Source organism: Aneurinibacillus sp. Ricciae_BoGa-3 (genome assembly GCF_028421645.1).
Classification (GTDB): Bacteria; Bacillota; Bacilli; order Aneurinibacillales; family Aneurinibacillaceae; genus Aneurinibacillus_B.
The window spans coordinates 185001-198697 of record NZ_CP116887.1 but is presented as its reverse complement, the minus strand read 5'-3'; the positions used below and the strand labels follow the sequence as shown (position 1 = coordinate 198697).

Below are 13697 nucleotides of genomic sequence, written 5' to 3'. Positions count from 1 at the left end.
AACATAAAAAGACATGTCAACATGAAAAAAGAGCAGAGAATGATCTCCGCTCTTTTTTAGGAATTCATATATTCTTCATCTGACTTCTGCCGGGATTTCTTGCGCATAAACCGCTCCACATTTTTCTTTAACCCATAAAAAGCGTACAGAATGAGCGGAACAAACACAATCATAGGGAACTGGTGAGGGAACTTAAAAGCAAATACAGCAACGACTGCAATAATAATAGGAGTCATCCAGTAGGCTGAACGTGGAATGCCTACCTTCTTAAAGTTTGGATATTTAATATTACTGACCATCAGATAAGACAGCCCGACCATGCCTGCGATTAAATAAACCGGCGGAAAAGCATTGTGGTAAAGTGCTAACGTCGCCAGCACACCCCCGGCAGCTGTGATGGGGAGGCCAACAAAATATCCGGTATTGCCGCTTGTGGCGGAATTAAACCGAGCCAATCGAAGCGCACCGGCTATCGGAAACAACGCAGTTAGGATAATACCGAACCAGCCCATATCTTCCAGCAGAACAACATACATAATAAGCGCCGGCGCTACACCAAACGTTACGATATCAGATAAAGAATCCAGTTCTTTGCCGAAATCGCTTTGAACCTTAAGCATACGCGCCAGGCGGCCATCCAGCCCATCGAGCGCCATTCCGATAATCACCATAATTGCAGCATAATTAATATAAAGCGGTTCTCCGTTGAACGCCATCATCATGGCAACAATTCCAAGGAACAGATTCCCCAGGGTAAACAAGTTAGGAATTTGCTTTATTACCATTTCATTTATTACCTCCTAAAGACCGTTTAACCGGCATAACCCGGTCTGCCCCTCTATTGACCATCCAGATAATGACTTATTCTATCTGCTTTTAAATATGTCTGTCAATAAACACCTGTTCCTGAATTCTTTTGAGGCCTTCTTTGATGGCGCGGGCTCTTACCTCCCCAATCCCTTCTACCTCATCCAGTTCTTCAATCGTTGCCATCATAACCTGAGGCAAGCTCGAGAACTCTTCGATTAAATTCGTTACGATTGAAACGGGAAGGCGGGGGATTTTGTTGAGAATGCGGTAACCCCTTGGAAACACGGGTTCATCATACAGGCTGGCATTCCCATTATAACCGAGAATTTTAAGAACATTTAGAGACTCAAGCAGTTCGTCGCCAGAGAGCTTATGCATGGCAGACAGCACGTCGTCCGGGTCTGTAGATTCGCCGGATTTGCAGTAATCTTTAATCAGCAGATACGCATCATCCTCTACAGTTGCAACTAACTCTTCCATTTGCATGCTGATGAGGCGGCCTTCTGTACCTAATTCATTAATATATTTTATAATTTCCGATTTTATCCGCAACACCATCTCAATCCGCTGCACAACAAGCGCTACTTCGTGCAATGTCACCAATTCCTCGAACTCAAGGGCCCCAAGATTGGTCATGGCTTGATCCAGAACCGATTTATATTTTTCCAGTGTCTGAATGGCCTGGTTTGCTTTGGTCAGGATGACCCCGATATCCTTCAAGGAATAGCGGTAGGGACCGCGGTAAAGCGTGATTACACTGCGCCTTTGTGATATCGATATGACAAGTTGACCTGTCTGCCTCGCCACCCGTTCTGCTGTCCGGTGGCGAATACCGGTTTCGGTCGACGGTATAGAGGAGTCTGGTATAAGCTGTGTATTTGCATAGTGAATTTTTTTCAAATCTTCGCTGAGTATAATGGCGCCATCCATTTTAGCCAGCTCATAAAGGTGTGCGGGGGTAAGCTCACAGTTGATCGAGAATCCCCCATCTGTAATCTGCTGCATCATGGGTGAATTGCCCACCACTATCAGCGCCCCTGTTTTAGCCCCCAGCACATTTTCCAGCCCTGCACGCAGTGGGGTCCCTGGTGCGACAAGTCTGAGGACTTCCTGAATAAATTGCTCACGTTTGCTTTCCGTTGACATGTTAACCTCCCAGCGTTTCTCGCAGAGCGTCGGAAACCGTATGTACGCCGATCACTTCCAAACCCTGCGGATATTCCCAGCCGACTGCGTTCTTTGCGGGAATGATGACGCGCTTAAACCCCAATTTCTGGGCCTCTCTTACTCTCTGCTCAATGCGCGATACGCCTCTGACTTCTCCGGTAAGCCCAACTTCTCCTATAACGACATCATAGGGATGGGTTTGCTTATCACGAAAACTGGAGGCAAGGCTTACCGCAATGGCCAGATCAACCGCAGGCTCATCGAGACGTACTCCTCCTGCAACGTTAACATACGCATCCTGATTTTGCAAAAGGAGTCCTACTCTTTTTTCTAAAACAGCCATGATCATCGCGATACGGTTGTAATCGACTCCGGTCGCCATTCTTCGCGGAGTGGCGAATCCGGTCGGTGTGACAAGTGCCTGCAGTTCAACCAGAACAGGCCGTGTCCCTTCCATGCTTGCGACGACGGTTGAACCAGCTACACCAAGCGAACGTTCAGATAGAAACATTTCAGAAGGATTGAGCACTTCAGCGAGCCCGTTCTCAACCATTTCAAAAATGCCGATTTCATTTGTAGAGCCGAATCTATTTTTAACGGCGCGAAGTATCCGGTATGTGTTATGGCGTTCCCCTTCAAAATACAAAACGGAATCTACCATATGCTCCAGCAGGCGCGGGCCGGCAATCGCGCCCTGCTTGGTGACGTGACCGACTATCATAATCGCGATTTCTTTTGTTTTGGCCAGTTTCATTAGATGGGCCGTACATTCGCGGACCTGAGCCACACTTCCCGGCGCTGACGTAATGTCAGGATAAAAGATCGTCTGGATCGAGTCGATTATAACGACGGAAGGCATCATATCCGTAATCTGCTGCTCAAGTAGCAGCAGGTCTGTCTCTGCCAGAACGTACAGATTTTCACTGTTGGCTCCCAGCCGTTCTGCGCGCAGCTTAATCTGGCGGGCCGATTCCTCCCCGGATATATACAACACTTTATTTCCGTTTGCGGCCAGCTGCTGGGATGTCTGCAGAAGAAGCGTTGATTTTCCGATACCGGGGTCACCGCCTACAAGCACGAGAGAACCGGGGACTACCCCTCCCCCGAGCACACGGTTTAATTCGCTCAGCTTCGTATCAAGGCGCGCTTCTTCTTCCCCCACAATGCTTGTAATAGACGATGGCCGGGCTAAAGAGCCCGATACAAGCCGCGTAGATGAACCAGCCCGAGATTTTTCCTCTAACTCTTCCACCAGTGTATTCCAGCTACCGCAACCCGGGCATTTGCCCATCCATTTCGGTGATTCATACCCGCACTCCTGGCAGACAAACTTCGATTTATATTTTGCCATTCTCCATGTTCACATCCTGCCTTTATCGCATAAAGAAAGACTCTCCTGAACGTGATGTTCAGCGAGAGTCATGCTGTTTATTTCTATTATATATGATTTTATTAATGTTGGGATACAGATTCTTCCGGTCTCACTTTGGCCACTGTAAGCTGACCGTCTTTTTCATCGATTTGCACGGTATCGCCTTTTTTAATGTTTCCTGTTAACAACTCTTCAGACAGCCGATCCTCTATGTGGCGCTGAATGGCGCGACGTAGAGGACGGGCACCATATGCTGGGTCAAACCCCTCTTTAACAAGGAATTTCTTGGCGGAATCCGTCAGAACAAAGTCGATGTCCTGTTGATTCAAGCGTTTGCGAAGCTGCTCAGCCATAAGGAGAACTATTTCACTGATGTGTGATTCTTCAAGCGAGTGGAACACAATGATTTCGTCAATCCGGTTGATAAACTCCGGACGGAAGCTGCGTTTCAACTCTCCAAGCACACGGCCCTTCATTTCTTCATAATCCTTGCTGCTGTCAGGCGTTGTGAAGCCAAGCGATGCATTTTTCTTAATCATCTCAGCGCCAACGTTTGACGTCATGATAATGACCGTATTGCGGAAATCAACAGTCCGGCCTTTAGAGTCTGTCAGGCGTCCGTCCTCGAGAACTTGAAGCAGGATGTTGAAAACTTCCGGATGTGCTTTCTCAATTTCATCCAGCAGGATAACGGAATAAGGCTTACGGCGAACTTTTTCCGTTAACTGTCCCCCTTCATCAAATCCCACATACCCTGGAGGTGCACCAACAAGGCGGGAAGTGGAGTGCTTCTCCATGTACTCCGACATGTCAATCCGGATGATGGCATCTTCGGCACCGAACATGGCTTCCGCTATCGCTCTCGCCAATTCCGTTTTACCGACACCTGTTGGTCCAAGGAAGATGAACGAACCAATCGGTCGTTTTGGATCTTTGAGGCCGGCGCGGGCACGGCGGATCGCGCGGGAAATGGATTTAACTGCATCTTCCTGGCCGATTACACGGTTGTGTAGAATGTCTTCCATTTTTAACAGGCGTTCTGTCTCTTCTTCTTTTAATTTATTAACAGGAATACCGGTCCAGTTCGCAACAATCGTAGCAATGTCCTCAGGGGTAACTTCAGAATCGGTCTGCCCCTGCTTCTCCTGCCACTCATTCTTCGTGCGTTCTAATTCTTCGCGGATTTTCTGTTCCTTATCGCGAAGAGCAGCGGCTTTCTCAAATTCCTGACTCTGGACGGATGAATCCTTTTCTTTTCGAATTTCCTCCAATCTCTTCTCTAAATCCTTGAGATTTGGCGGAATGGTATAAGATTGAAGACGAACTTTAGAAGCCGCTTCGTCGATTAAATCGATAGCTTTATCAGGCAGGAATCGATCCGAGATGTATCGGTCGGATAAATAAACAGCCTGTTCAAGAGCTTCGTCAGTAATGTTAACCCGGTGGTGCGCTTCGTAACGGTCGCGCAGGCCCTTCAGAATCTGAATGGCTTCCTCTGGTGTAGGCTCATTTACCTGGATAGGCTGAAAACGTCTTTCAAGCGCCGCATCCTTCTCGATGTATTTTCGATACTCATCAAGTGTGGTGGCGCCGATGCATTGCAGTTCGCCACGGGCCAGAGACGGCTTGAGAATGTTGGAAGCGTCAATCGCCCCTTCCGCACCGCCGGCACCAATCAATGTATGAAGCTCGTCGATGAATAGGATGACGTTGCCTGCCTGGCGAATCTCATCCATAATTTTTTTCAAGCGGTCCTCAAATTCACCGCGGTATTTCGTACCGGCTACAACTGTACCCATATCAAGTGTCATTACCCGCTTGTTGCGGAGCGTTTCAGGAATTTCGTTATTAATAATCCGCTGAGCGAGGCCTTCAGCAATCGCGGTTTTACCAACCCCAGGCTCCCCGATAAGCACCGGATTGTTCTTAGTGCGGCGGCTTAATACCTGGATAACACGTTCGATTTCTTTTGCACGGCCGATAACCGGATCCAATCCGCCTTCACGAGCAACTGCAGTCAGATCGCGAGCGAGGCTGTCAAGCGTAGGCGTGTTGGCCGCGGGATTGCCGCTGCTCTGCTGATGGGAAGACATCGCCTCGCTGCTGCCTAGCAGCTGCAAAACTTGCTGCCGGGCTTTGTTCAGGCTGACTCCGAGATTATTTAGCACACGTGCAGCGACCCCTTCGCCTTCACGAATGAGTCCAAGCAGAATATGCTCTGTGCCTACATAGGTGTGCCCTAGTTTGCGCGCCTCGTCCATAGAAAGCTCGATGACTTTTTTGGCCCGCGGTGTGTAGTTGATATTGCTCGGCTGCTCTCCACCGCGTCCGATTAGGGATTCTACTTCTCCTTGAATTTTGTCAAGACCAAGCCCCAGAGCCTGCAGTGCTTTCGCTGCAATCCCGTCTCCCTCGCGGATGAGACCGAGTAGAATGTGCTCTGTACCTATATTTTTGTGTCCGAGACGAACAGCTTCTTCCTGAGCAAGAGCCAATACTTTCTGGGCTCTTTCCGTAAAACGACCAAACATCATAACAGACACCTCCGAATAATTTATGAGTTCAATGCTTGCTGTAAACGTTCGCGGATGAGGCGTGCACGCCGTTCATCGCGCGACCCCGGTGTTAACTGCTGCCCCGCAAACTGTTGTAAGAAACCAGGCTGCGTCATAATCATCAGTTCATTAATGGCACCGGCATCTATTCCTTTAATTATCTCAAGATCAATTCCGAGGCGCACATCTGAGAGCCGCTGCGCAGCTTCACCCGTTTCGATTACCCGTGCGTTAGTCAGGACACCGAATGAGCGGCATAAGCGATCCTCTAATTGCAGCCGGCTGTTTTCAAGAAGCAGTCTGCGAGCGTTTCGTTCTTGATCGATGATTTGTCTGGCAACACTGTACAAATTCGTTATAATTTCATTCTCTGACTGCCCAAGTGTGATTTGGTTGGAGATCTGGAATAAGTTGCCGGTAGCTTCGCTTCCTTCACCATAAAGCCCTCTTACCACCAAGCCTACGTGGGTAATCGCTGAAAGAATCCGGTTGATCTGCTGCGTCATCACCAGCGCAGGCAAGTGCATCATTACCGAGGCACGAATTCCTGTCCCTACATTAGTCGGACAGCTGGTAAGGAAGCCTCTTTCTTCATCAAAGGCAAAATCCAGATGCTTCTCAAAAGCATCATCAAGCTTATTTGCAATCTCCCAGGCCTCTTTTATTTGCAAGCCCGGAAATAAGCATTGGATTCTCATATGGTCTTCCTCATTAATCATGATGCTAATGGATTCATCCTCACTCAGCATCGCTGCACCCTTGCGGGATTCACCCGCAAGATTAGGGCTAATCAGGTGTTTTTCCACCAGCACCCTTTTTTGAAGGCTGCTCAGTTCATCCATTCTTATCAGTTCAAAACTGCCCAGCTCCCTAAAAGATGGATCTTTGACTGCTTGTTGGATTTTTTGAATGATTTGTTCCGACTGTGAATCGGTAGCCAGCATTGGGAAGGGCTGTTCTCGAAGATTGCGGGCTAACCGGATACGGCTGCTGATTACAATATCCGCATCTGCGCCATCTCCATTCATCCAATCACTCACTGCATTAGTAATAAACTTCTGGAAAGCCACTTCGTTTCCCTCCTACAGTTCAGCAATTTTATTCTCTAACCCGCGGATGCGATCACGGATTTTTGCCGCTTCTTCAAATTCTTCATGCTCAATGCACCGCTGGAGGCTTTTCTTCAGTTCTTCCACTTGTTTTTTTAATTTTATGCTTCCACCGGATCGTTCGGGAACTTTTCCGCTATGATGTGTGTTTCCATGAATGCGGCGGAACAAAGGATCAAGCTTACTTTCAAAGGCAGAGTAGCAGTTGCTGCAGCCAAAGCGTCCGCTTTTTGAAAACTGCTTGTATGTGAGGCCGCAATTATTACAGCGGAGAGTTTGTTCCTGGTTTACATGAAGTTCGCCTGCCGATTCTCCATTATGATTAAGCAGGCCGGATAGAAGATTGTGTATGGAGAAATTATTCATCGCACCCGGAAACATTTCACCTTTGTCCTGCGCGCACACTTCACAGAGATGCGATTCGGTTTTCTCTCCGTTGACGATCTTTGTAAAGTGGAGTGTCGCCGGACGTTTCTTGCATTCCTGGCAAATCATAAACGCTCCCCTCCTTGCTCTTGCAGAGAATTCATATGCAATGTCCTAATAAATAAAAAGTACAGTGAGCATCGATTTTAAAATCTCTGCCCGGTATAAATCGCGTACGGCTGCAGGCAGGCTAGAAATCGATCGGCCTGTCGCTGTTTTCATCAGCCGCATTTCGCGATGGCTGATTAAACCTTCTTCAAGCATCCGGTCAATAATGTTGTCACACGCTGCTGCTGTGATCCGTTCGCCTATTATTTCCATTAATTTATAATAAAAGCTGTCCTTGTCAATAATATCAACTTTGCGTATCCGAATGTACCCGCCGCCACCTCGCTTACTCTCTACCAGATAACCTTTTTCCACCGTGAAACGTGTACTGATTACATAGTTTATTTGGGAAGGGACGCAGCGAAATTGGTCTGCCAGTTCGCTTCGCTGGATTTCAACCGCACCATTGCTTTGCTGTAATATATTCTTTAGATGTTGTTCAATGATGTCGGATATATTTCTCATTCGGGCACCTCCTTTGCACAGCCTTTTGACTTTGACTTTCTTTGACTTTATTATAATACTAATTATTTAACGAATCAAGCCTGCTATCTATTTTTTCACAATCATTCTGATTTTATGCTTTATTTACCTATATGTAGAATACCCGCTTTTATAGGTTTTTAACGCTAAAAGAAGCGACATATTTCTCTTGAACATGAAGATAAGTTGTCCGCCTTATTTCGTCAGCAAACGCTGTCGCATTCTAAGCCTTATTTCAAAATACGCTGTTTTTGTAGGATAATACAAGCGGAAGGACACGGCAAAAGGGTACGATTTTTGCTTACTAGACGTATGTATCACCTTCACTCATTTTTTGTTTCTTTATCCTTAACTTTCCCGCAGATTCATAAATAAAACAACACAGGCTTGTTTAAACGCAGCTCCACTGTTACGCTATTACAACAAATAAAAAAAACCGGGCGTGTATGCCCAGTTTTAATTAACCAAAACGCCCTGAGATATAATCTTCGGTACGTTTGTCGCGTGGATTGGTAAAAATTGTTTCCGTTTCATCAAACTCAACCATTTCACCCAGAAGGAAGAACGCCGTGTAATCCGATACACGCGCTGCCTGCTGCATGTTGTGGGTTACCATGATAATGGTATATTTCTTCTTAAGCTCCATTACCAGTTCCTCAACTTTTTGGGTCGAGATAGGGTCTAAGGCCGAAGTTGGTTCATCCATGAGAATTACGCTTGGTTCTACCGCCAAGGTTCTGGCGATACAGAGGCGCTGCTGCTGGCCGCCAGACAGGCCCATTGCGTTCTTGTTCAATCGGTCTTTTACTTCATCAAAAAGCCCCGCCTGGATCAGGCATTTTTCTACAACCTCATCCAATTTCTTTCGATTGCGGATGCCATTTAGTCGCAGGCCAGCCGCGACATTTTCATAGATAGACATGGTCGGGAACGGATTTGGCTTTTGAAAAACCATCCCGATCTTGTGGCGAACATTTACGGGATCCACGTTGGAGCCATAAATATTTTTCCCATCCACAATGATTTCACCGCCGACTTTTGCTCCTTCAATGACTTCGTGCATCCGGTTTAGCGCCCGTAGAAAGGTTGATTTTCCGCAACCTGAAGGACCGATAAAAGCCGTCACCTTATTTTTCTCTATAGACATGTTTATATTGTGAATGGCCTGGAAATCACCATACCATAAATTTAGATTTTTAGCTTCAATCATGGTTTGCTCCACCTCTATCCATTATCGCTTTCTTGTCAGTAAGCGAGCGAAAATGTTTAATAGAATTACAATAATAATAAGGGTCAACGCACCTGCCCAAGCCTGGTCTTTCCATTGTTTGTATGGAGAGATCGCATAGGTAAACACTTGTACAGGCAGAGATGCAATCGGTTGGCGCAAGGTGGTACTCCAGTACATGTTGCCAAAGGCAGTAAACAGCAGCGGAGCCGTTTCACCGGATATACGGGCCACAGCCAGCATAATCCCGGTGATAATTCCACGAAGGGATGTAGGGAGCACAATAAACAATATGACGCGCCACTGAGGAATTCCAAGGGCAAGTCCGGCTTCCCTAATACTGTTAGGCACAAGCTTCAGCATTTCTTCCGTCGTTCTGGTTACAGCAGGAATCATGATAATGGCAAGTGCCACCCCTCCTGCGTAAGCTGTAAATCCACCCATTGCAAGCACCATAAAAGTGTATACAACAATACCAATGACAATAGAAGGAACACCCAGCAAGATATCTGTTAAGAAAGAGACAACTCTTCCAAAGCGATTGCGGCCATATTCGGAAAGAAAAATACCCGCCATTACTCCAAACGGGACACCAATAATAGAAGCAATTCCAATCAGAACAAATGTACCAACAATGCCATTTGCCATACCTCCGCCCATTTCACCAGGAGGTGCAGGAAGGGCCGTGAAGAAAGCAAGGTTTAGACTCCCAATACCTTTTACCACCACATACCCAAGAATGCTGAACAGCGGTGTAAGTGCAAGGAGCGTAGCAAGTATAGTAAGAACAATCATGATCGAGTTAACAGCTTTGCGCCGCTTTAATGAAGTCGACTTCGTCTCCATTCGGTACACTTCCTGTCTTTCTGCGACATTATCCATTATTTAGCCTCCTGTACGCCTCGGGATGTGGACCACACTAAGAGGCGGGCCAGCATGTTTACCACGAGGGTAACACCGAACAGCAGTAACCCGACTTCGATTAAAGCCGAAAGATACAAATTGGAAGAGGCTTCGGTGAATTCATTGGCGATAACACTTGCCATTGTGTAAGCCGGATCAAAGATTGACTTTGGAATCTCGGGGCGGTTTCCGATAACCATGGTTACGGACATCGTTTCGCCTATTGCCCGGCCAAGTCCAATAATCATGCCACCCATAATTCCTGACCTTGCATACGTCAAAACCGCTTTACGAATCATTTCCCATTTGGTTGCACCAAGCGCTAGCGCGGCCTCTCGCTGTGAATCCGGTACAACAAGGAGAACTTCACGGGAAATAGCAGCGATGGTTGGAATAATCATAATGGCAAGAATCACACCCGCCGTAAAAATCCCGACTCCGAACGAAGGTCCATTGAAAAAAGGAATAAATGTTCCAAGTGTATTGATAAATATAGGAGCTATATGGTCACGAACAATAGGTCCAAGAATAAATATACCCCATAGACCATAAATAATCGAGGGAATAGCAGCTAACAATTCAATTAAAAAACCAATTATATTTTGAAACCATTTCGGTGCGATTTCGACAAGGAAAATGGCAATCCCTACACTTATCGGTGTTGCAATTATCAAGGCCATAATGGAAGAAACAATCGTTCCATAAATAAAAGGCCATGCCCCGAATTGTTCCGAAACGGGATCCCATGTCCGGCCCAAAATAAAACCTAAGCCGAATTTATTTATGGCCAGACTTGATCCTTTGTACATTTCCCACAGCATAAGGACAAGCAAGCCGATTATAGCCAGGCCAAAGAAATAGGCTATTCCTTTAAATACCTGGTCACCATATCTTCTTTTCAAGAGCTACACTCCCATTTCTTAAATAAAGCTATACTCATGTAAAACGAGAACTTATGTTTTTTCTGCTAAACGTGTGAAAGAGCCAATCGTAATATCCACTGATAGAATAAACGGCAAAAAACTCTAAGAAATAGAGTTTTTTGCACGCTTTGTTTAAATCTATCTACGTTGTTGTTCTATTTAAGAACAGCAGCTCCATTTGCTTTAACTTTTTTAAGTTGTTCAATATCTAAATCCTGGATTTGTTTAGGCAGCGGCGCATATTGCAATTCTGTAGCATATTTTTGTCCGTCTGTAACGCACCATTTAAGAAGATTTACAACTTTTTCAGTCTTTGCTTGGTCTTTGTTATCAGCATAAACTAACGCCCAAGTTGTACCTACGATTGGGTAAGAATTCTTGCCTGATTCATTAACAAGAGACACTTTCATGTCCTTCGGCATATTTTTTAAAGCGCCTGCTGCAGCAGCGGAAACCGTATCAAGAGATGGGGAAACGTATTGGCCATCCTTGTTTTGCACTTGAGCAGCCGTCATGTTGTTTTGAAGAACATAGGCTAATTCAACATAACCGATAGAGCCAGGAGTGTTTTGAATTTGTCCAGCAACCCCCTCGTTACCTTTCGCACCTGTACCTACATTAGCCCACTTAATGGATTTACCAACTTGTTCTTTTGTCCAGGAAGCCGGAGCAGCTGCATTGAGGTAGCTTGTAAAGATGAAGGAAGTACCAGAACCGTCAGAACGGTGAACTGGGAAGATATCTTGAGCAGGGAGTTTTGCACCCGGGTTATTTTTAGCAATGGAAGCATCATTCCATTTTTTGATTTTTCCATTGTAGATATCGGCAATATTTTGTGAAGTTAATTTCAGATCTTTAACACCTGGTAGGTTATAGGCGATTGCAACACCGCCAAGCGTTACTGGGATGTGAAGAACTTCAGCTCCAGCAGATTTCGTTTCACCAGCATTCATAGGAGCATCGGATGCGCCGAAGTCAACTGTTTTTGCGATTAACTGCTTGATACCGCCGCCAGAACCGATTGATTGATAGTTTACTTTTATGTCAGTGTGATCTTTTTGATATTCGCTAAACTGCTTAGAGAATAATGGATTTACGAAAGTTGAGCCTGCGCCGTTAATTAATGTAGCGTTCCCGCCACCCGCAGCTCCAGTTTGTGCACCTGGTGTAGTAGCATTATTACTACCGCCTGTGTTTGGCTGCGAGCTTTGGCTACCGGATGAGGAACATGCTGTTAAAGAAGCTGCTACAGCTGCAGATACAACTAAAACGCCCATTTTTTTCATATTCACTTTGAAAAATCCCCCTTAAGATTTTTAATGAATCTCTTGCGTGCTTAATCTCATTTCCTACACTTTTTCTTTTGGCGCCTTCATTCGCCTTTTTTTGACTCGCATGAAATAATGACTACGCGATACATAATAAAAGATGTTAGGCATGTACACAATACGATTTACACGATCTTTATTTTATCTTTACATAACATTTACACCATTAAATTTGTTGATTTAACAAGGTTTTTGTCGTTTCGCGCGATCCTTTATTTATACAAGTTGCACCCGTTTATGTATGAAATGTTAAGATAATTTTAAGATAATGTTAACGAATCAGACCATGTCTGATGTTATTTTAATAGAGTCAAAACTTTTACATTACCTGGTTCAGTTTACATATCCTACTAAGGTAGGATGGTACTCCATAGGATCATATAGCTAGTATCAGTGTTTTTTATGGGACCAAGATATGAGATGGGCGGCAACGGCGTCTTTTTAAACCATTTTTTACACACAAAAAGGCCTCTACCTAATTTGGTGAGGCCTTTTCTTACACTTTGAAAACTGAATTGGAAGTTACAATGCGTTAGGAATTCCCCAAATATTGGGTTAAGCCCTCGACCGATTAGTATTCGTCAGCTCCATGCGTTGCCGCACTTCTACCCCGAACCTATCTACCTCATCATCTATAAGGGGTCTTACCAGCTTGTGCTGTGGGAAATCTCATCTTGAGGGGGGCTTCACGCTTAGATGCTTTCAGCGCTTATCCCGGCCGCACATAGCTACCCAGCGATGCTCCTGGCGGAACAACTGGTGCACCAGCGGTGCGTCCATCCCGGTCCTCTCGTACTAAGGACAGCTCCTCTCAAATTTCCTGCGCCCACGACAGATAGGGACCGAACTGTCTCACGACGTTCTGAACCCAGCTCGCGTACCGCTTTAATGGGCGAACAGCCCAACCCTTGGGACCTACTTCAGCCCCAGGATGCGATGAGCCGACATCGAGGTGCCAAACCTCCCCGTCGATGTGGACTCTTGGGGGAGATAAGCCTGTTATCCCCAGGGTAGCTTTTATCCGTTGAGCGATGGCCCTTCCATGCGGAACCACCGGATCACTAAGCCCGACTTTCGTCCCTGCTCGACTTGTAGGTCTCGCAGTCAAGCTCCCTTGTGCCTTTACACTCTGCGAATGATTTCCAACCATTCTGAGGGAACCTTTGGGCGCCTCCGTTACACTTTAGGAGGCGACCGCCCCAGTCAAACTGCCCACCTGACACGGTCCTCCACCCCGATAAGGGATGCGAGTGAGAAGGCCGGCATAATCAGGGTGGTATCCCAA

At 46.1% G+C, this 13697-nt stretch carries 11 protein-coding genes and 1 rRNA gene (1 of these 12 only partly in view); all 12 read right to left on the bottom strand.

Features of this window, described 5'->3' with window-relative positions; all coding sequences use genetic code 11:
* Positions 1–56 precede the first annotated feature (56 nt).
* On the bottom strand, positions 57–785 hold the full coding sequence (gene pssA, locus PP175_RS01005; protein WP_272441063.1) for a CDP-diacylglycerol--serine O-phosphatidyltransferase: 729 nt from the start codon (positions 783–785) through the stop codon (positions 57–59).
* Between the two features lie 91 nt (positions 786–876).
* A complete protein-coding gene (disA, locus tag PP175_RS01000) occupies positions 877–1956 on the bottom strand; it encodes a DNA integrity scanning diadenylate cyclase DisA (RefSeq protein WP_272441062.1) in 1080 nt (359 codons plus the stop codon).
* Position 1957: 1 nt separating this feature from the next.
* Positions 1958–3328 (bottom strand): DNA repair protein RadA, encoded by a 1371-nt coding sequence (gene radA / locus PP175_RS00995; RefSeq protein WP_272441061.1) that lies wholly within the window; start codon positions 3326–3328, stop codon positions 1958–1960.
* 101 nt (positions 3329–3429) lie between these two features.
* Positions 3430–5883, bottom strand: coding sequence for an ATP-dependent Clp protease ATP-binding subunit (locus PP175_RS00990; RefSeq protein WP_272441060.1), 2454 nt, complete (start codon positions 5881–5883; stop codon positions 3430–3432).
* A 20-nt stretch (positions 5884–5903) separates the two neighbouring features.
* The gene (locus PP175_RS00985; protein WP_442870442.1) at positions 5904–6932 is read right to left on the bottom strand and encodes a protein-arginine kinase McsB; all 1029 of its coding nucleotides are present in this window, start codon (positions 6930–6932) and stop codon (positions 5904–5906) included.
* A gap of 54 nt (positions 6933–6986) precedes the next feature.
* Positions 6987–7508 (bottom strand): protein-arginine kinase activator protein McsA, encoded by a 522-nt coding sequence (locus PP175_RS00980; protein ID WP_272441058.1) that lies wholly within the window; start codon positions 7506–7508, stop codon positions 6987–6989.
* Between the two features lie 45 nt (positions 7509–7553).
* Complete coding sequence (locus PP175_RS00975; protein WP_272441057.1) at positions 7554–8012, bottom strand: CtsR family transcriptional regulator; 459 nt, start codon at positions 8010–8012, stop codon at positions 7554–7556.
* 478 nt (positions 8013–8490) lie between these two features.
* Positions 8491–9240 (bottom strand): phosphate ABC transporter ATP-binding protein PstB, encoded by a 750-nt coding sequence (gene pstB / locus PP175_RS00970; protein ID WP_272441056.1) that lies wholly within the window; start codon positions 9238–9240, stop codon positions 8491–8493.
* Between the two features lie 21 nt (positions 9241–9261).
* Complete coding sequence (pstA, locus tag PP175_RS00965; protein WP_272441055.1) at positions 9262–10140, bottom strand: phosphate ABC transporter permease PstA; 879 nt, start codon at positions 10138–10140, stop codon at positions 9262–9264.
* Complete coding sequence (pstC, locus tag PP175_RS00960; protein ID WP_272441054.1) at positions 10140–11063, bottom strand: phosphate ABC transporter permease subunit PstC; 924 nt, start codon at positions 11061–11063, stop codon at positions 10140–10142. Before pstC ends, pstA begins: the two co-directional genes overlap by 1 nt.
* A 176-nt stretch (positions 11064–11239) precedes the next feature.
* A complete protein-coding gene (pstS, locus tag PP175_RS00955; RefSeq protein WP_272443145.1) occupies positions 11240–12370 on the bottom strand; it encodes a phosphate ABC transporter substrate-binding protein PstS in 1131 nt (376 codons plus the stop codon).
* 593 nt (positions 12371–12963) lie between these two features.
* A 23S ribosomal RNA gene (locus PP175_RS00950) occupies positions 12964–13697 on the bottom strand; it runs 2205 nt beyond the window's last position.

Bases quoted from the DNA above. Each gene is read 5' to 3' on its own strand.
- pssA (WP_272441063.1), bottom strand. From the start codon at position 785: ATGGTAATAAAGCAAATTCCTAACTTGTTTACCCTGGGGAATCTGTTC.
- disA (WP_272441062.1), bottom strand. From the start codon at position 1,956: ATGTCAACGGAAAGCAAACGTGAGCAATTTATTCAGGAAGTCCTCAGA.
- radA (WP_272441061.1), bottom strand. From the start codon at position 3,328: ATGGCAAAATATAAATCGAAGTTTGTCTGCCAGGAGTGCGGGTATGAA.
- PP175_RS00990 (WP_272441060.1), bottom strand. From the start codon at position 5,883: ATGATGTTTGGTCGTTTTACGGAAAGAGCCCAGAAAGTATTGGCTCTT.
- PP175_RS00985 (WP_442870442.1), bottom strand. From the start codon at position 6,932: ATGAATGGAGATGGCGCAGATGCGGATATTGTAATCAGCAGCCGTATC.
- PP175_RS00980 (WP_272441058.1), bottom strand. From the start codon at position 7,508: ATGATTTGCCAGGAATGCAAGAAACGTCCGGCGACACTCCACTTTACA.
- PP175_RS00975 (WP_272441057.1), bottom strand. From the start codon at position 8,012: ATGAGAAATATATCCGACATCATTGAACAACATCTAAAGAATATATTA.
- pstB (WP_272441056.1), bottom strand. From the start codon at position 9,240: ATGATTGAAGCTAAAAATCTAAATTTATGGTATGGTGATTTCCAGGCC.
- pstA (WP_272441055.1), bottom strand. From the start codon at position 10,140: ATGGATAATGTCGCAGAAAGACAGGAAGTGTACCGAATGGAGACGAAG.
- pstS (WP_272443145.1), bottom strand. From the start codon at position 12,370: ATGAAAAAAATGGGCGTTTTAGTTGTATCTGCAGCTGTAGCAGCTTCT.